Here is an 18650-nt window from a genome sequence, read left to right on the forward strand (position 1 = left end):
GGATTCAGCGCGTCAGGCTGCGTGTGGCCCGTTGCTGGATGCGTCGCGAGGCCTTGCAGGCCGGTGGATGGCGCTCGAACAGGTCGAGTACCCAGTCTGGTCGGGTTTTGCTGGCGTCATTGAGCCAGTTGGCTACCGAGTCCTGGGGGTATTTCTCGCTTTCCGCCAGGTGCGGCACCAGCAGCGCTTCGGCGGCCTCCGGCGCCTGCTTGAGGGCCGTTATGTGTTCGCACCAGACGCCGCGGGGGCGCAGCACTTCGATGCAGAACCGACGTTCCAGCGGGTCTTCGCTACTGGCCTGCCTGCCGAGCAATGCGAGGGCCGCAGGGAGGTCCTCGCTGAGGCGCGGTCGCAAGGCGATCCAGGCCCATTCGCGCACACCGAAGTGCGGGTCTCTGGCGAAGCGCAGTTGGGCCGCCAGGGCCGCCTGCAGGTCAAGGCTGACGGTGAGGTGCGCCTGCGCGAAGGCCGCCCAGCTGCGCACCGTATCCGAAGGGTGGGCACCGCAGTGTTCGAACACCTGCTGGCTAATCGCAACGGGGGCTTGTTGCAACCATTGGCCAAGGGCCAGGCCGATGCCCGCGATTTTTTTCGACAGCCCCAAGGGCTGTTTTTCCTTGGTTGCCTGAACCAGGCATTCACCTACGGCAGGCGGCAGTTGCTGTGCGACGGCCGTTGCCAGGGCAAGTTGGTCGACTGCCAGGCATTCTGCAAGGTTGCGGGTCGGTATCAGGCCGTGGTCCAGTTGCGTCTTGCGTTCATCGCTCATCGAATGTGTTCCATCACAAAAGGGGAAATACACCTGCGGCCCACAGCGTGTGGGCGCGCAAGGCCAGCATCCTAGCTCAACGGGTTGGTTCTGGGGCTGCCCTGTATCACGGTCCGGTCTCCCGCCATCCATCGCGCGAATAATTCGCGTGCATATTTTCGATTTCCATGGTCCTGGCAAATGTCCGGATCATGACCCTCTAACTACCGATATTGAGGGCGTCATGTACAGCAAAACCCTGCTTTTCATCGTTGTCCCGGTTGCCATGGCCTTTCTCGCGGGTGCGCTGCTGCCGTTTCAGGCGGCTGGCAACGCGGCGGTTGGCCGGGCCTTGGGGCATTGGTTGTGGGGGGCATTCACCTCACTTGCGGTGAGTTCGCTGGTGGTGATCGCAGCGCTGCTGATCCTCCGGGTACCCGCACCAGACGTAAGCAAGGCCCTGCAAGGGCCCTGGTGGTTATGGATCGGCGGCGTGCTGGGTGCCATTTACGTGGCCGGCGCGGCCGCACTTACGCCGAAACTGGGCGCAGCGGGTTTTCTTGCGCTGGTGGTGGCAGGGCAGATCCTGATGGCGGTAATTGCTGACCATTTCGGGGTGATGGGGTTGGGTGGCAAGCCGATCAGCCTGGTCAGGCTGGCCGGGGTGGTGCTGATTTTGTGCGGGGTATTCATGGTGCAGGGCAACTGGGCGACAAGCGCTGCGGCCAAGCCGCCAGCGCTCAATCAGTCAGAAGGCTGATCAAGCGGCTGACTGCAAGCCCACACGGCTTCGCGCAGCCAGCGGTGCCCGGGGTCGCTGTCTTTGCGCTGATGCCAGGCCTGTTGATAGGCAAATGAGGGAATGGCCAGTGGCGGTTCAAACCGGCGCAACGCTGTGTGCTGGCGCAATGAACCGACCGCACGGCTGGCCACTGTGAGAATCAGGTCGGTGCCGGCAAGTACCTCCAGCGCCGCGCTCCAGTGCGGCAGCGCCAGGGCAATGCGCCGTTGCAGGCCTCGGGCGGCCAGCGCGCGTTCGATTTCATCGTGGGCATCCGGGCGCATAGCTATCAACACATGGGGCCGCGCAAGCCACTCGGCCAACGTCAGGCCCCCGCTGGCGGGCAACACCTGGCAGTCAGCGACGCTGGTGAAGCTTTCCTCGAACAGTGGCTGTGCGGTGATGTCCTGCGGCAGGTCGGGGAATATGCCCAAGGCCAGGTCGAGTTCGCCATCGAGCAGCTGAGCCAACATGGTTTCACGGCTGGCCTGGCTGATCGCCAGGTCTACGCCTGGGGCGACCTGGCGCACGTGGCGAACCAGCGCGGGCAGGATGATGCGCGACGAATAGTCGGACAGTGACAAGCGGAAGCGGCGCTGGGCCTGGGCCGGGTCGAACAGGGGGGCGGCCAGCAGCGCATTGAGGTTGCCCAAGGCGTCTTGCAGCGGCTTGGCCAGCGACTGCGCACGTGCGGTCAGCGCCATGTGGCCGTTCTGGCGGATTAGCAACGGGTCGTCGAAATGCCTGCGTAGTTGTGCCAATGCATGACTCACTGCCGGCTGGCTGCGATGCAGACGAAGGGCGGCGCGGGTCACGTGCTTCTCGGTCAGCAGCGCATGCAAGGCCAGGAGCAGGTTGAGGTCGATCTTGCGCAGTTCATCCATGGGGCGAATAGTCGAGGCTGGCCGAGAGGGGTTTGATCAGCCTAACAGATGTCCAGGCGCTGGACGCCGGTCACAGCGTCTAGCGGCTGCGGCCGACGGCGCGGCTTGATAGTTCGGACAGGATCCGTATTCAATGTTTTACTTAAAGTATCTACTCTAAGTTTATGAAAAATAATATTTTATCTTCTTGCCACAGCATGCTGCACGCATTGCTCGTAGTAGGTCTGCTTGATCGCCGCCGGCTTCAACCGCGATCGGCTGTTGTAGGTCTGCTCGGTAATGCCGAAGGCGGTCATGCGCATCCACGGTTTGGCGAACCTGCGCACCTGCAGCTTCTTGCGCGTGGCATACAGGGTTACCCCCGCTAACTTGGCCTGCTGAGCTTCTGCGGCAATCTGCGCGCCCCAGCCACAGGTGTGGCGATCATTCTGGCTCAGCGCCTTGGCCTGGGCGCCGAAGGCGGCCGTGGCCAGCAGGCAGCCGGCCATCGTTGCTAGAAGTACTCGCATGTTGCTGTCCTAAGCATCTGAAGGAGAAGGGAGTTTGCCTTCGCTTCAAGCCACTGGGGGCCAGCAATTTGCCGTCAGATTGCGGCCATGCGCAGCGCGTTGGCTGGCGGGCGCAAGCTGGCCCAGGCCAGGCCAGCCACCCAGATCACCGATATGCCGTAGTTCAGGCGCTGGTACAGGCCGAACAGATGGCCGCTCTGCGCCGCCTGCCCCATCAGCACGACGGTGGCGATCGCCAGCACCACGCACGCCAGGGAGAACAGCGCCAACGTTCGCGAACCGGCAAGCCGCTTGCCCAGCCATGCCCACAGGGCACTGGCCAGGGTCAATGAAAGAAACATCAGCAGGCCCGAGAGGTTGTGCAGTTGCTGTGACAGCGAGGGCTGCGCCGGTGCGCAGCCCTGGTCGCAGGGGAACCAGCCAGTGCCCAGGCTGCCCAGGCCATGCAGCAGCACCAGAACGGCGCTGACCCGTGCCAGGGTCGACCCCTGCCAGCGACGGGCCAGGCCCCAGGCGAACAGGGCGAACAGCACGGCCAGGGGGAAGTTGCTGACCCGTGGCGACCAGAGCTGGGTGGGTGAACCCTCGGCGCCGAGTTGGCTCATGGCCTGTTGCAGGTGGTCGTAACCTGGGTAAGCCTGGGCGGTCAGCCAGACGCCGGCCAGCAGCCAGAGGGGGATCAGCAGGCCAGTGGCGAGCAGAAGACGGTCGAGGGGTTTCATGCTGTCGTTTCCTTCCATGGATGAGTGAGCGCGAAGGCGCACAGTACAGCCTTGCAGCGGGGATAGACCAGCGCGTGAAGCAGATTCTTTGCGTAGTGCGTGGCGCAGACCCATACAGAAATACCGCATACGGTGTATGTGATCGTACAACTGCTTGCGCTATCATGGGCATTGTCTTTCAAGGTGAAATACAGGGCATGACAGAGCAGCAGGTACAGGCAAGGACCCGGCGCAAGCCGCGCAGTCTGGCCCAGGAACTGGTCACAGTGCTGACCGAGCGGATTCGCAGCGGCCAGCTCAAGCGCGGCGACAAGCTGCCGACCGAATCGCAGATCATGGCCGAAGAGGGCGTCAGCCGCACGGTGGTGCGCGAGGCCATCTCGCGGCTGCAGGCCGCAGGGCAGGTGGAGACCCGGCACGGCATCGGTACGTTTGTGCTGGATGCACCGTCCACGGGCGGTTTCCGTATCGACCCGGCGACCGTGGTGACCCTGCGTGAAGTGCTGGCGGTGCTGGAGTTGCGCATTGCCCTGGAGATCGAGTCGGCGGGCCTGGCGGCGCAGCGGCGCAGCGATGAACAGCTGGTCGGCATGCGCGCGGCGCTGGATGAGCTCAACGAAGGCGCGGCCCATGCCAACGATGCCGTATCGGCGGATTTCCAGTTCCACCTGCGCATTGCCCAGGCCAGTGGCAACCACTACTTCGCCGACATCATCAACCACCTGGGTACCAGTATCATCCCGCGTACCCGGCTCAACTCGGCGCGCCTGGCCCATGACGACCAGGCGCACTACATGAGCCGGCTGATGCATGAACACGAGGCGATCTACGAAGCCATTGCCCGGCAAGACAGCGAAGGGGCGAAGATGGCCATGCGCATGCACCTGAGCAACAGCCGCGAGCGCCTGCGCCAGGCGCATGAGGAAGCTGAGGCGCAAGGGGCCTGAGACCTCTCTCACCCGCGAAGAGGCCGGTACCGACAAAAGAAAAAGCCCCGACGTGTGCGTAATGCTGTTCACTTAGGGCTGCTGCGCAGCCCATCGCGGCACAAGGCCGCTCCTACAACGTCAGCGTAAGCCAATATTCAGGGGCTCACGCGGATACTGTAGGAGCGGCCTTGTGCCGCGAAAGGGCCGCAGAGCGGCCCCCGGCGAACTTAAGTGAACAGCATTACGACGTGTGCGGGGCTTTTACATTTCAGGGCGATCAGATCCCCCCGTCACTCCACTGCCCATTCACCAACCGGCGCAACCCCAGCGGGTTCTCATCGCGAAGTGCCTCAGGCAGCAACGCCTGCGGGTAGTTCTGGTAGCACACCGGGCGCAGGAAGCGGTCGATGGCCAAGGTGCCGACCGAGGTGCCGCGCGCATCCGACGTAGCCGGGTACGGCCCGCCGTGGACCATGGCATCGCACACTTCGACGCCGGTGGGGTAGCCATTGACCAGAATCCGACCGACCTTTTCTTCCAGCAGCGGCACCAGCCAGGCGAAGGCTTCGAAATCTTCAGGCTCGCCGATCAGGGTCGCGGTCAACTGGCCACGCAGGCCAAGCAGGGCGGCGCGCAGCTGTGCGTTGTCCTGGGCTTCGACGGCCACGGTGGTCGGGCCAAACACTTCTTCTTGCAGCAAGGGGTCGGCGTCGACCAGCAGGCGCGCCTGTGCCTTGAACAGCTGGGCCCGCGCCTGGCTGCCTGCTTGCGGTTGGCCAGCCAAGTGTTCGATGCCCGCATGGGCGTGCAGGTGTTCCAGGCCGCCCACATAGCTGCGCAGGCCGCCAGCGTTGAGCAGGGTCTGGCCGGCCTGTTGCTCGAGGTGCTGACCGAGCTCGGCGAGCAGTTGGCTGTATTGCGGCGATTGCAGGCCGATCACCAGGCCCGGGTTGGTGCAGAACTGGCCGGCACCCAGGCACACCGAGCCCGCCAGTTCGCGGGCGATGGCTTCGCCGCGCTTGGCCAGGGCACCAGGCAGGATGATCACCGGGTTGATGCTGGACATCTCGGCGAATACCGGGATTGGCTGTGGGCGCTCGGCGGCCATGCGGCACAAGGCGTCACCACCCTTGAGCGAGCCGGTGAAACCGACCGCCTGGATGGCCGGGTGCTTGACCAGCCATTCGCCGACACCGCCGCCGAAGACCATGTTGAACACGCCCTTGGGCATGCCGGTGCGCTCGGCGGCGCGCTGGATTGCACAGCCGACCAGGTCTGCTGTGGCCATGTGGCCGCTGTGTGCCTTGAACACCACCGGGCAGCCAGCGGCGAGGGCGGCAGCCGTGTCGCCTCCGGCCGTCGAGAAGGCCAGCGGGAAGTTGCTGGCACCGAACACGGCGACCGGGCCTACGCCGATGCGCATCTGGCGCAGGTCGACGCGAGGCAGTGGTTGGCGCTCGGGCAGGGCCAGGTCGATGCGTGCACCGAGGTAGTCACCGCGCCGCAGCACGTGCGCGAACAGGCGCATCTGGCCACTGGTACGGCCGCGCTCGCCCTGGATCCGCGCTGCAGGCAGGGCGGTTTCGCGGCAGACGATGGCGACGAAGGCGTCGTCCAGTTCATCCAGCTCGGCGGCGATGGCATCGAGGAACTCGGCGCGGCGCGCCGGGGTCAGTTGGCGGAACTCGGCAAAGGCGGCAGCGGCGGCCTGGGCGGCTTGGTCGACTTCGCTTTCAGTGGCTTGCACGAAGCTGTAAGGCAGGGCCTCGCCGGTGGTGGCGTCCAGGCTCTGCAGGCGTTGCGCGCCAGCGGCACTGCGCTGACCGGCGATGAAGTTGTGGCCTAGGATCTCAGGCATTTTGGCACTCCTGTAGGTGAATGTAGGGGTTAGGCGCTCAAGAAGGGCTGCAAAGCAGCCCCAAGGCCCTCAGGTAATCGGCGCCGGGTTGAACAGGGTGATGTCGTTATGCAGCCTGTGCTGCTCGGCCCAGGTCTGCTTGCGGCCGCTGGCCACGTCCAGGTAGTAGTGGAACAGCTCCCAACCCAGTTCCTCGATGCTCGAGCGGCCTGTGGCGATGCGCCCTGCGTCGATGTCGATCAAGTCGGGCCAGCGTTCGGCCAGTTCAGTGCGGGTGCAGACCTTGACCACCGGGGCCATGGCCAGGCCGTACGGTGTGCCGCGGCCCGTGGTGAACACATGCAGGTTCATCCCGGCCGCCAGTTGCAAGGTGCCGCAGACGAAGTCGCTGGCCGGGGTGGCGCAGAAGATCAGGCCTTTGCGCGCCACCCGCTCGCCAGGGCCAAGCACGCCCTGAATGGCGCCGCTGCCGGACTTCACGATCGAGCCCAGGGACTTTTCGACGATGTTGGACAACCCACCCTTCTTGTTGCCCGGCGTGGTGTTGGCGCTGCGGTCGGCCGCGCCTTGTTGCAGGTAGCGGTCGTACCAGTCCATCTCACGCACCAGCGCCTCGGCCACGTCCTGGTTCTCGGCGCGGGAGGTCAGCATGTAGATGGCGTCGCGCACTTCGGTCACTTCCGAAAACAGCACGGTCGCACCCGCACGTACCAGCAGGTCCGAGGCGTAGCCCAGTGCCGGGTTGGCGGTGATGCCGGAGAACGCATCGCTGCCGCCACACTGCATGCCCAGGATCAGCTCGCTGGCGGGCACCGTTTCGCGGCGGCGCTGGTCGAGTTTTTTCAGGCGGGTTTCAGCCAGCGCCATGATCTGTTCGATCATTTCGCCGAAGCCCAGGCTGGCATCCTGCAGGCGGTACAGCCACGGGTCGCTGAGGTCTACCGACGGATCGTTGTCATGCATGACCTGGCCGGCCTGCAGTTTTTCGCAGCCCAGGCTGATGACCAGCGCTTCGCCACCAAGGTTGGGGTTGCGCGCCAGGTTGCGCACGGTGCGGATCGGGATGTAGGCATCGCGGGCATTGATCGCCACGCCGCAGCCGTAGCTGTGGGTGATGGCGACCACGTCATCGACGTGGGGGTACTTGGGCAGCAGTTCTTGGCGAATGCGCTTGACCGCATGCTCCAGCACGCCGGTCACGCATTGCACGGTGGTGGTGATGCCAAGGATGTTGCGGGTGCCCACGGTGCCGTCGGCATTGCGGTAGCCCTCGAAGGTGAAGCCTTCGAGCGGCGGCAGGGCCTCGGGCACGGCATCGCAACGCGGTAGGCTGTCCAGCGCCGGCGCCTCTGGCATGGCCAGCTGGCGTTCCTGCACCCAGGTGCCCTGGCGCAAGTCTTCCAGGGCGTAGCCGATGACCTGCCCATAGCGGCGCACCGGCTCGCCCTTGGCGATCAGCACGGTGGCCACCTTGTGGCTCTGTGGCACGCCTTCGACCAGGGTCAGGCCGTCGGGGAAGCGGGCGCCTTCACCCAGGCCACCGTCGTTGACCACTACCACGACATTGTCGTCATCGTGCAGGCGGACGTAGCGGGGCGAGTCGGAATGTTCGATCAACTGCATGTTCGGGCCCTTCTAGTGATTGCTCAGGCTTTATACATCCGCCCGCCGCCGGCAGGTGCCGGCGGCGGGCGTGTTCACTCAGTGACGAGAGCTTGCCAGTTCGCCATTGGCGCCGGGCTCGGCTTCAGCCTTTGGGGTTTCACGCAGCTCGATGCGCTTGATCGGGCCGACGATCACCAGGTAGCTGAACACCGCGACCAGCGCGTTGGCGCCCACATATACCAGGGCCCACTTGAACGAGCCGGTGGCGCTGATGATGTAGCCGATGACGATGGGCGTGGTGATCGAGGCGATGTTGCCGAAGGTGTTGAACAACCCGCCCGACAGGCCAGCGATCTGCTTCGGCGAAGTGTCGGCGACCACCGCCCAGCCCAGTGCGCCAATGCCCTTGCCGAAGAAGGCCAAGGTCATGAAACCGACCACCATCCACTCAGCATCGACGTAGTTGCAGAAGACCATGGTGGTCGACAGTAACAGGCCGCAGACGATGGGCAGCTTGCGCGAGAAGGTCAGCGAGTTGCCGCGGCGCAGCAGCCAGTCCGACAGCACACCGCCCAGCACGCCACCGATGAAACCACAGATGGCGGGCAGCGAGGCGATGACACCCGCCTTGAGGATGGTCATGCCGCGCTCCTGCACCAGGTACACCGGGAACCAGGTCAGGAAGAAGTAGGTGATGGCGTTGATGCAGTACTGGCCCAGGTACACCCCAAGCAGCATGCGGCTGGTCAGCAGCTGCTTGATGTAGCCCCATTTCGGGCCGTCGTTGCCGCGTTTCTGGTCCATGTCTACCAGGCCGCCGTTCTGCTCGATGTGTTCGAGCTCGCTTTGGCTGATGCGCGGGTGTTGCTTGGGGTTGTAGATGGTTCTCAGCCACACGAACGAGAACAGGATACCGAGCACGCCCATCACCACGAACACGTGTTCCCAACCGAAGCTGAACACGATCCAGCCCATGATCGGGGCAAACAGTGCGGTGGCAAAATACTGCGCCGAGTTGAAGATGGCCGACGCCGTACCGCGCTCTGCGGTGGGGAACCAGGCCGCGACGATGCGGGCGTTGCCCGGGAACGACGGGGCTTCGGCGAAACCGACCAGAAAGCGCAGGGTGAACAAGGTTACCACCGCCCAGGCCACCGGCATGCCACCGACAAACCCTTGCAGCAGGGTGAACAGCGACCAGGTGAAGATGCTGAACGCGTAGACGTTCTTGGAGCCGAAACGGTCGAGCAGCCAGCCACCAGGAATCTGGCCAGCCACGTAAGCCCATCCAAAGGCGGAGAAGATATAACCGAGGGTAACGGCGTCAATGCCGAGGTCTTTCTGCAGGCTGGAGCCTGCGATTGCAATGGTGGCGCGGTCGGCATAGTTGATCGTGGTCACCAGAAACAGCATGAACAGGATCAGGTAGCGCACATGCGTCTTTTTAGTCGCTTGCATGCTGGTAATACTCCCACTAGTTATTTTTGTGCGGGCTCACGAGTTGTAGCCGGGGTGGGGGGCTCCCACTCCGGCGGCGGCAGTTCAGGCCGCAGGGGTTCGCTTATTGCGGACCCATCTTGTCCATCAGCGCTGCGAGCATTTCGTATTCTTCGCCGGTCAGGTCGGTCAGCGGCGTGCGTACCGGGCCTGCGTCGTAACCGGCAATCTTCGCGCCCGCCTTGACGATGCTCACGGCGTAGCCGGCCTTGCGGTTACGGATGTCCAGGTACGGCAGGAAGAAGTCATCGATCAGCTTGCCGACGGTGGCGTGGTCTTCGCGGGCGATGGCGTGGTAGAAGTCCATCGCGGTCTTCGGCACGAAGTTGAACACGGCCGAGGAGTACACCGGCACGCCCAGCGCCTTGTAGGCCGCAGCATACACCTCGGCGGTCGGCAGGCCACCCAGGTAGCTGAAGCGATCGCCCAGGCGGCGACGGATCGACACCATCAACTCGATGTCACCCAGGCCGTCCTTGTAGCCGATCAGGTTCGGGCAGCGCTCGGCGAGCTTTTCCAGCAGGTCGGCATTCAAACGGCAGACATTGCGGTTGTAGACCACCACCCCGATCTTCACCGATTTGCACACGGCTTCGACGTGGGCGGCGACGCCATCCTGGCTGGCTTCGGTCAGGTAGTGGGGCAGCAGCAGCAGGCCCTTGGCACCCAGGCGCTCGGCTTCTTGCGCGTATTCGATGGCCTGGCGGGTCGAGCCGCCGACGCCGGCAAGGATCGGTACCGAGGTGGCGCAGGTATCGACGGCGGTCTTCACCACCTGGCTGTACTCGCTGGCCGCCAGGGAGAAGAACTCACCGGTACCACCGGCCGCGAACAGGGCGCTGGCGCCGTAGGGGGCGAGCCATTCCAGGCGCTTGATGTAGCCAGCCTGGTTGAAGTCGCCTTGGGCATTGAAGTCGGTGACCGGGAAAGACAGCAGGCCGTGGGAGAGGATGGATTTCAGTTCTTGTGGATTCATTGTTGTTGGCATCCTGAGGCGCTTGGGGTGAAGGGAGTGATGTGCTGCGATAGAGGTAAGTTATCGTACAACTAGGGGAATGGCTAGTGCCTTGGGAGAAATTTTTATGAGTTGGGTGCTTGGCTGGGGTGTTGGGGGGGCGATCGATCTTCTAGGCACAGAAAATCCCACGACAACCACCTGAACAGTCATCGTATCTCTTAAGCGGGGGATGGCTAAAAAAACGATCGCGGAGACAGGCACAAGCCCGCCGCCCGCTTCCACGGGAAGTGTTCTGGAACCAGCAGAGGGTGACCGGGGAAGCGGGGGCGGCCTTGCGCCGCCCCGCGATCAAAGCTAACGAAGCTTTGTGTCAGGCAGCCTGATGGTGCTTGACCTGGGACTTGCGGACCTGGGCACGGCACGCATCGCCGAACGCCTGGAAGATCTTGATCGAATCAGGGTTCTTCGCGGCTTGCCACTCGGGGTGCCACTGCACCGCGAACAGGAAGGGCGAAATGCTTGGGGCATGGATGGCCTCGACCAGGCCGTCTTCGGCCAGGGCAATTGGCTCGATGCCTTTACCCAGGTTGCGCAGGCCTTGGCCATGCAGCGAGTTCACGCGGATCTCGTCGCAGCCCAGGATGTCGCGCAGCCAGCTGCCTGGCTTGACCTTCACACTGTGGACCTGGGCGTACTGTACTTCGACCGGGTCTTCGGGGTTTTCACGGTGGTCGTTGAAGCCTGGCTCGGCATACACCTTCTGATAGATGTCGCCACCCAGGGCCACGTTGATTTCCTGCATGCCGCGGCAGATGCCGAAAATCGGCAGGCCACGCTTGATGGCTGCCTTGACCAGCGGGATGTCGAACAGGTCGCGTGCCTTGTCCTGGCCCTTGCCCGGGGTTTCGTTGTCCTGGCCGTACAGGGCCGGGTCGATGTTGCTGCCGGCACCGGTCAGGTAGACGCCGTCGGCCATGTTCAGATAGGTCTCGAGGTCTTCGGTGCCACAGCAAGTGGGTACCAGGACCGGGACGCAATCGGCGAAGTCGACCAGCGGCGTGATGTATTTATGGGTCATGACCTGATAGTCATGGCCTTTGCGCTCTTGGCTGCCCATGGTCATCAGGACGACGGGTTTGCGCAGGGAAGGTTGCTTGTTGCCAATGTTGCTGTTGGACATATGTCACCTTGGGACAGGTTCGACCTGTCGTTGTTGTGCAGGCGCACGGCCGGGGCCTTGTGTGCGACCTGAAGCTCCGAGCACTGCCGGCTCGTCAGAGGCGACGATTCCGGTCGGGACTTGTTGATAGCTTGCCAGAGCCGTTCGATATGTCAAACGACTGGTAGAGGCTTTAGCGGGAGGGATACGCCGAATTCAGGGGGGTTAAACCGTTGCAGCCCTGTAGCGGCAAGGGTTTGGCAGGGGGTTAGGTCAATTATATTTAACGACGCAGTTGGTTCATTGCACCGCTGCAATGAAGGGGGCCTGTACCGGCCTCTTAGTGGGCAAGCCCGCTGACAAAGGAAGCCGGTACAGGGAGGAACGGGCTCAGTGCAGAATCTGCGCCAGGAAACCCTTGGCCCGTTCTGTCTTGGGCTGGTTGAAGAACACCTGTGGCGGGCTGTCCTCGATGATCTGCCCGCCCTCAAGGAACAGCACCCGTTCGGCCACCTGCCGGGCAAAGCCCATCTCATGGGTAACGCAGAGCATGGTCATGCCCGTGCCGGCCAGTTGCACCAGGACATCCAGCACTTCGGCGACCATTTCCGGGTCCAGTGCCGAGGTCGGCTCATCGAACAGCATGATCCGGGGTTTCATGCACAAGGCGCGGGCAATGGCCACGCGTTGCTGCTGGCCGCCGGAAAGCTGGCTGGGGTATTTGTGCGCCTGGGACTCGATGCCGACCTTGCACAGGTACATCCGTGCCCGTTCTTCGGCGTCCTTACGCGACAGCCCGCGCACGCTGGTAGGGGCCAGCAGGCAATTGTCGAGCACAGTCATGTGCGGGAACAGGTTGAAGTGCTGGAACACCATGCCGATTTCGCTGCGGATCTGCGCCGCCTGGCGTGTGGTGGCAGCCAGGTCGGTGCCATCAACCTGGATGCTGCCCTGTTGGGCCACTTCCAGGCGGTTGATGCAGCGGATCAGGGTCGACTTGCCCGAACCGGACGGGCCACAGAGGACGATGCGTTCGCCTTCGCGTACCTGCAGGTTGATGTCGCGCAGCACATGGTACGCGCCATAGTGCTTGTTCAGGCCCTCGATGCGGATGAGCACCGGGCGCGGGTCGGGTTCTGGGGCAAGGCTGGCAAGGCTCAGAGGGGCGGTCATATTGTTGTTCTCCGCAAGGTTCAGTCGAAACGCGTCGCGCTGTAGGGCGCAGGGTCGGTAAAGGGGCGCTCGCCGGTCAGAAGCTCTGCCAGCAGCCGGCCACTGACCGGGCCAAGGGTGAGGCCATGGTGGGCATGGCCGAAGTTGAACCACAGGCCTTGGTGCCGAGGGGCAGGGCCAATTACCGGGCGCATGTCTGGCAGGCACGGGCGACGGCCCAGCCAAGGGGTGTCGTCGAGGCGCTCGCCGAGCGCCGGGAACAAGCGCCTGGCCAAGGCCTCGCAGCGGCGCAGTTGGATCTCGTTGCCGGGCGCATTACTGGCGGCAAACTCGATGCCGGTGGTCAGGCGCACGCCCCGGGCCATGGGCGCCAGCACGTAGCCGCCTTGGGTATCGCAGACCGAGTGTTCGAGTTGCGCACCGTCGCGGGTGCTGTAGTGCATGTGGTAACCGCGTTTGATCGCCAACGGGATCTTGTAGCCCAGGCCTTCGTACAAGTCTGCCGACTGTGGACCGAGGCAGACCACCACTTCGTTTGCGGTGACAGGGCCACGACGGCTGTCGACCTGCCATTGCCCTTCCACTTGGCGCAGGCTGCGCGCATCACCATGCAGGAACTGTCCACCACGCTGCACGAACAACGCGGCATAGCCCCGGGTGAGGCCACCGGGATTGTTCACCGTCTTCGGGTCGAGCCAGTGAATGCCACCGACCACGGTGCTGTCCAGTTGGTGCTCGCGGGCCTGGAGCTGCCCGCATTCGAGGATTTCATACTGCAGGCCGTAGCGGCTCAGGCCTTTGACCTCGGCCTTGGCCTGCTCGAACAGGGCCGGGTCACGGAACACTTCGATCCAGCCTTTGGCCTGTACCAGCCCTTCAAGGCCGGCGGCTTTGATCAGGGCGTCATGCTCCTCGACGCAGCGTTGCACCAGCGGCAGCATGTCGGCAGCGGCGCCCGCCAGGCGGCCCGGCGCCGATTGGCGCCAGTAGCGCCACAGCCAGGGCGCGGCCTTGGGCAAGTGCAGGAGGCTGTAGCGCACGTCAGGCTGGCGGTTCAGGCCGTAGCGCAGCAGCGCACCGGCTTGGCGCGGGAAGGCATACGGGATGACGCTGGAGCGCTCGATCAGCCCGGCGTTGCCATGGCTGGTACCGCTGCCGGGTTCGTCACGGTCGATCAGAATCACCTGGCGCCCACGCGCCTGCAGGTGCAGCGCGGTGCTGACGCCGACAATGCCGGCGCCGAGGACGAGGGTCTGGCAATGCATGGTAGGTATCCTTCGGTCAGTTCAGGTGGCGGCCCAGGCGGGCTTCCAGGTGTTTCAGGAGGCGCCGCACCAGCTCGACGATCACCAGGTAGAGCACAGCAGCCCACAGGTAGATCTGGAAGTCGAAGCTGCGCGAGAACGCCAGTTTGGTCACGCCCATCAGGTCGTAGATGGTTACCAGCGAGGCAATGGCGCTGGCCTTGATCATCAGTATCAATTCATTGCCCAGTGGGCCGATGGCCACCAGCAACGACTGCGGCAGGATCACCTTGAAGAAGGTGGTCGAGCGTTTCAGGTTCAGCGCCCGCGCAGCTTCGTACTGCCCAGGGGCGACGGCCATCAGGCTGCCGCGGAAGATCTCGGCCTGGTAGGCGGCGGTGTTCAGGGTGAACGCCAGCAAGGTGCAGAACCAGGCCTCGCGGAAGAACCACCACAGGCCGACGTCTTGCCAGAACCCCTTGAGCGAACCGAGGCCGTAATAAAGCAGGAACAACTGAGCCAGCAGCGGCGAGCCGCGGAAGAAGTACACGTAACCGGCGGCCATGCGTTGCAGCAGTTGGCTGCGCGACAGGCGTGCCAGTGCCAGCAACAGGCCGAGCACAGCACCCAGGGTGAACGAAATCGCCACCAGCTTGGCCGTTACCAGCAGGCCATCGACGAAGCGTGGGCCGTAGCGTTCCAGCAGGTCGGGGTCGAGGACTACCGCCAGCCATTGTTCGACGTTCATGCCCGGGCTCCTTGCAGGTGGCGGCTGCTACGCCGCTCGATGAAGGCAAAGACCCGGCCCGAGACTGCCGAAAACAGCAGGTAGCCCAGGCAGGCAACGCCATAGAAGAACATCGGTTCCTTGGTCACGCTCACCGCCAGGTTGGTCTGGCGCATCAGGTCGACCAGCGAGATGGTCGACACCAGTGAGGTGTCCTTGAGCAACGACAGCCAGTTGTTGGACAGGCCGGGCAGGGCGATGCGTGTCAGTTGCGGCAGCACCACCTTGAAGAAGCCTGTGCGTTTGCTCAGGCCCAATGCCGAGCAGGCCTCAAGCTGCCCTTTGGGCAGGGTCTTGAAGGCGGCCAGCCAGATCTCGCTGGAGAACGCGGCAAACACCAGGCTGAACGCGATCATCGCGGCCAGGAAGGTGTTGATTTGGAACTCGCCCTGGTAGCCCATGGCGGCCAGCAGCTTTTGCGCTGCGATCTGGCAGCCGTAATAGATGATCAGCAAGGTCAGCAGTTCGGGCAGGCCGCGGAACACGGTCGAGAAGGTCGTGGCCCAGGCCCGGGGCAGGCGCTTGCGCGAGCGCGCCGCGAGGGCCACGGCCAGCCCCAGGGGCAGGCCGATGGGCAGGCAGGCGAGGGCCAGCGAGACGGTTACCAGGGCACCGGCCAGCAACGCCTGGCCCCAGCCTCCGCTGGCGAAAGACAGCAAGGACAATTGATCGAGCATGACAAACCCCTTGGACGGGTAATGCGGTCGCTGTAGGAGCGGCCTTGCGTCGCGAAAGGGCCGCGTAGCGGCCCCGGCAATCTGTGCCGTTGCATAAATCCCGGGGTCGCATAACGTCCCCGGCAATCTGTGCCGTTGCATAGATCCTGGGGTCGCATAACGTCCCCCTGCAATCTGTGCCGTCGCATAGATCCCGGGGCCGCTACGCAGCCCTTTCGCGACGCAAGGCCGCTCCTACAGATCAGTTGTAGATATCGAAAGCGAAGTACTTGCTGGCGATCTTCTGGTAGGTGCCGTTGGCCACGATCTGTTGCAGCGCGGTGTTCAGGCGCTGGCGCAGCGCCTCGTCATCCTTGCGCACGGCAATGGCGGCGTCGGCCTTGGTGTCGGCTACGTCGCCGAGGATCTTGCAGCAGTCCTGGCCGTTCTTGTTCATCCACTCGTGCAGGGGGAACTTGTCGGCGATCACCCCGTCCAGGCGGCCCGCGGCCAGGTCGGCGTTGGCTTCGTCCATGGTCGGGTACAGCTTCACATCGGCACCGGCCTTGCCATAGACGTCTTCGGCATAGATGGCCTGGGTCGAAGAGGATTGCGCGCCGACGGTGTAGCCGACGAAATTGTTCTGAGCGTCGCTGATCTCGCTGTCCTTGGCCACGGCCACGGTCAGCGGGGTGCGGTAGTAATGATCGGTGAAGGCGATTTTCTTGCGGCGCTCTTCGGTGTCGATCATCGACGCGACCACGGCGTCGTACTTACGTGCCATCAGGGCCGGGATGATGCCTTCCCAATCCTGGGCCACCAGCGTGCACTCGACTTTCATCTGTTCGCACAGGGCGTGGGTGATGTCGATGTCGAAGCCGTGCAGTTGGTTATCGGCGTCGACATAGTTGAAGGGCGGGTACGCGCCCTCGGTGGCGAAGCGCAGGGTTTCGGCACTGGCGGCGCCCGTCAGCAGCAGGGCACACGCACCCACCATAGCCATGGTCTTGTTCATCTCGCACCTCTTGCACTCTTGCTATTGTTGTTTTGCCGACGGCCACGAGGTGTAGCCGACGAATTCGTTATGTAGAGCGGCAGTCGCTTCCAAGCGTTTTTCAACATCCGGCCCGAGCTTCTTGCAGACCTCGTTGACCATCAGGTGCACCCACGACAGCATGGTCGCGGTGGATTCCCAGAACAGATTGAACTCGGTGGGGATGCGGAACACCTCGTCGGCGTTGGCATCGGCCCAGTCACAGAAGGTGTCGGTCACCAGGGTGACCGCAATGCCGGCTGCGCGCGCCTTCTGGCACAGCTGCAGGGCGTGACGTGAATAGCGGCGGGCCTCGAACACCACCAGTGCGCTGTCTTCGGCGCGGCCCAGCAGCACGTCGCCGAAATGCCCGGCGCTGAGGTCGACCAGTTGCACGCCATCGCGCAGGTACTGCAGCAGGTGGCTCATGCACATGGCGACGCCGCGCTCGGTCTGAAAGCCCGCGACGAATACCCGCTGCTTGCTCGCCAGACGTTGCGCGGCGCGGTGCCAGGGCTCGCTCTGGCGGTACTCGTGCACTCGGACCAGGGCGGCGATTTCCAGCTCCAGGCTGCCGGCGGTGTCGCTGGCATCGTGGTTCTGGCGGTAGTCTTGCAGGCGGTCACCCACCAGCCATGGGCCATCGCCCAGGTCGTTCTGCAGGTCTTGCTTGAGCGCCTTGAGGTGGGCATAACCTAACGAGCGGCAGAAACGGCCGACACTGGATTCGCTGACGCCGAGCTTGGCAGCAATGCTTGCCGAGGTCTGGAACGGCAGTTCGTGCAGGTTGGCGAGCATGTAGCTGGCGATCGTGCGGCCTGAGGCGGCGGCCCCTTGCAGGCTGTTTTCCAGGCGTTGCTTGATCGGTTGGCTCATGCTGCATCTCCGGGGTGAGGCTTGCGATAGAAAATGAATGTTTTCTGTCATCAAGTCAACATTTGACAGATAGCTGTCACATGCAGGAAAGTTTTTGTCGTTGCAACGCTGTAGCCATTCCAATTCCAACAAGGAGCTTCAGATGTCCGCACCTTCCACCGGCACTGTCGTACGCGTGCCTTTTACCGAGCTGCAGACCCTCTTGCAGGCGATTTTTCAGCGTCATGGCTGCAGCGAGACAGTGGCCCAGGTGCTTGCCCACAACTGCGCCAGCGCCCAGCGCGATGGCGCCCACAGCCACGGGGTGTTCCGTATTCCGGGCTATGTTTCGACCCTGGCCAGCGGTTGGGTCAATGGCCGTGCCACCCCGAAGGTGACCGACGTGGCCTCCGGTTATGTGCGTGTCGATGCCGCTGGCGGCTTCGCCCAGCCGGCACTGGCAGCGGCCCGTGCGCTGTTACTGGAAAAGGCCCGCAGCGCCGGTATCGCCGTGCTGGCCATCCACAACTCGCACCATTTCGCCGCACTGTGGCCGGATGTCGAGCCGTTCGCCGACGAGGGCCTGGTGGCGCTCAGCGTGGTCAACAGCATGACCTGCGTGGTGCCGCATGGCGCCCGCAAGCCGCTGTTCGGCACCAACCCCATCGCTTTTGCCGCACCCTGTGCCGAACACGACCCGATCGTCTTCGACATGGCCACCAGCGCCATGGCCCACGGTGATGTGCAGATCGCCGCCAGGGCTGGCCAGCAGTTGCCCGAGGGCATGGGCGTGGACGCCAATGGCCAGCCGACCACCGACCCCAAGGCCATTCTCGAAGGCGGCGCCTTGTTGCCGTTTGGCGAGCACAAGGGTTCGGCGCTGTCGATGATGGTCGAGTTGTTGGCCGCAGCGCTGACCGGCGGGCACTTTTCCTGGGAGTTCGACTGGTCCGGGCACCCAGGGGCGAAAACGCCATGGACCGGGCAGTTGATCATCGTCATCGACCCGAGCAAGGCCGAAGGCGAGCGTTTTGCCCAGCGCAGCCGCGAACTGGTGGAGCAGATGCAGGCGGTGGGGTTGACGCGCATGCCGGGCGAGCGCCGCTACCGCGAGCGTGAAGTGGCCGAGGAGGAGGGCGTGGCGCTGACCGAGCAGGAGCTGCATGGCCTCAAGGCGCTGCTGGGCTGAGCCAGGCTGTCGGCGCAGATCGGCGGCTGTGCAATCTTGCATAGACAACCTGCACAATAGGTG

The 18650-nt window shown here is 63.8% G+C and carries 18 protein-coding genes; 3 read left to right on the forward strand and 15 right to left on the reverse strand.

The genetic code is table 11. The features are described 5' to 3' along the window. Positions 1-4: 4 nt before the first annotated feature. On the reverse strand, positions 5-769 hold the full coding sequence (locus LOY26_RS11075) for a DNA alkylation repair protein (RefSeq protein WP_186659525.1): 765 nt from the start codon (positions 767-769) through the stop codon (positions 5-7). 223 nt (positions 770-992) lie between these two features. On the opposite strand from LOY26_RS11075, the gene LOY26_RS11080 reads away from it, so the two are divergent. Then, a complete protein-coding gene (locus LOY26_RS11080; RefSeq protein ID WP_186659527.1) occupies positions 993-1508 on the forward strand; it encodes a DMT family transporter in 516 nt (171 codons plus the stop codon). On the opposite strand, the gene LOY26_RS11085 is transcribed toward LOY26_RS11080, so the two are convergent. From LOY26_RS11085 to LOY26_RS11095, 3 genes are all read right to left on the reverse strand, one after another. Further along, positions 1493-2413, reverse strand: a complete 921-nt coding sequence (locus tag LOY26_RS11085; protein ID WP_186663556.1) for a LysR family transcriptional regulator — start codon at positions 2411-2413, stop codon at positions 1493-1495. The two genes, LOY26_RS11080 and LOY26_RS11085, sit on opposite strands and share 16 nt — an antisense overlap. 179 nt (positions 2414-2592) lie before the next feature. Further along, complete coding sequence (locus LOY26_RS11090) at positions 2593-2922, reverse strand: hypothetical protein (RefSeq protein ID WP_186659532.1); 330 nt, start codon at positions 2920-2922, stop codon at positions 2593-2595. Between the two features lie 74 nt (positions 2923-2996). Beyond that, positions 2997-3644, reverse strand: a complete 648-nt coding sequence (locus LOY26_RS11095) for a DUF998 domain-containing protein (protein ID WP_186659534.1) — start codon at positions 3642-3644, stop codon at positions 2997-2999. A 197-nt stretch (positions 3645-3841) separates the two neighbouring features. Here LOY26_RS11095 and LOY26_RS11100 point away from each other — a divergent pair, with 197 nt between their 5' ends. Then, positions 3842-4591 (forward strand): FadR/GntR family transcriptional regulator, encoded by a 750-nt coding sequence (locus LOY26_RS11100; protein WP_033697384.1) that lies wholly within the window; start codon positions 3842-3844, stop codon positions 4589-4591. Between the two features lie 259 nt (positions 4592-4850). Here LOY26_RS11100 and LOY26_RS11105 read toward each other — a convergent pair whose 3' ends face one another. The 11 genes from LOY26_RS11105 to LOY26_RS11155 all read right to left on the reverse strand — a co-directional run bounded on the left by LOY26_RS11105 (position 4851) and on the right by LOY26_RS11155 (position 17419). Continuing rightward, on the reverse strand, positions 4851-6431 hold the full coding sequence (locus tag LOY26_RS11105) for an aldehyde dehydrogenase (NADP(+)) (RefSeq protein WP_186659536.1): 1581 nt from the start codon (positions 6429-6431) through the stop codon (positions 4851-4853). A gap of 69 nt (positions 6432-6500) precedes the next feature. Further along, positions 6501-8054 carry a galactarate dehydratase gene (gene garD / locus LOY26_RS11110; RefSeq protein WP_186663558.1) on the reverse strand — a complete coding sequence of 518 codons (1554 nt, stop codon included), beginning with the start codon at positions 8052-8054 and terminating at the stop codon, positions 6501-6503. Between the two features lie 78 nt (positions 8055-8132). Next, positions 8133-9494, reverse strand: coding sequence for an MFS transporter (locus tag LOY26_RS11115; RefSeq protein WP_033697387.1), 1362 nt, complete (start codon positions 9492-9494; stop codon positions 8133-8135). A gap of 103 nt (positions 9495-9597) precedes the next feature. Then, on the reverse strand, positions 9598-10509 hold the full coding sequence (gene kdgD / locus LOY26_RS11120; RefSeq protein ID WP_033697388.1) for a 5-dehydro-4-deoxyglucarate dehydratase: 912 nt from the start codon (positions 10507-10509) through the stop codon (positions 9598-9600). Positions 10510-10861: 352 nt separating this feature from the next. Next, positions 10862-11671, reverse strand: coding sequence for a gamma-glutamyl-gamma-aminobutyrate hydrolase family protein (locus LOY26_RS11125; protein ID WP_186659540.1), 810 nt, complete (start codon positions 11669-11671; stop codon positions 10862-10864). Between the two features lie 369 nt (positions 11672-12040). Further along, positions 12041-12823, reverse strand: a complete 783-nt coding sequence (locus LOY26_RS11130; protein ID WP_186659542.1) for an amino acid ABC transporter ATP-binding protein — start codon at positions 12821-12823, stop codon at positions 12041-12043. A 20-nt stretch (positions 12824-12843) separates the two neighbouring features. Further along, entirely contained in the window at positions 12844-14088 is a 1245-nt protein-coding gene (locus LOY26_RS11135) for an FAD-binding oxidoreductase (RefSeq protein ID WP_033697391.1), read from the reverse strand. A gap of 16 nt (positions 14089-14104) precedes the next feature. After that, a complete protein-coding gene (locus tag LOY26_RS11140; protein ID WP_033697392.1) occupies positions 14105-14815 on the reverse strand; it encodes an ABC transporter permease in 711 nt (236 codons plus the stop codon). Then, the gene (locus tag LOY26_RS11145) at positions 14812-15531 is read right to left on the reverse strand and encodes an ABC transporter permease (protein ID WP_186659543.1); all 720 of its coding nucleotides are present in this window, start codon (positions 15529-15531) and stop codon (positions 14812-14814) included. The genes LOY26_RS11140 and LOY26_RS11145 overlap by 4 nt, the downstream gene beginning before the upstream one ends. A 241-nt stretch (positions 15532-15772) precedes the next feature. Then, on the reverse strand, positions 15773-16525 hold the full coding sequence (locus tag LOY26_RS11150; RefSeq protein WP_186663560.1) for a transporter substrate-binding domain-containing protein: 753 nt from the start codon (positions 16523-16525) through the stop codon (positions 15773-15775). Positions 16526-16546: 21 nt separating this feature from the next. Then, entirely contained in the window at positions 16547-17419 is an 873-nt protein-coding gene (locus LOY26_RS11155) for a MurR/RpiR family transcriptional regulator (protein WP_033697396.1), read from the reverse strand. A 142-nt stretch (positions 17420-17561) separates the two neighbouring features. Here LOY26_RS11155 and LOY26_RS11160 point away from each other — a divergent pair, with 142 nt between their 5' ends. Further along, positions 17562-18587, forward strand: a complete 1026-nt coding sequence (locus tag LOY26_RS11160) for an Ldh family oxidoreductase (protein WP_033697397.1) — start codon at positions 17562-17564, stop codon at positions 18585-18587. Positions 18588-18650: the final 63 nt, after the last annotated feature.

The sequence above is a fragment of the Pseudomonas sp. B21-047 genome, from assembly GCF_024748775.1.
Lineage (GTDB): Bacteria > Pseudomonadota > Gammaproteobacteria > Pseudomonadales > Pseudomonadaceae > Aquipseudomonas > Aquipseudomonas capeferrum.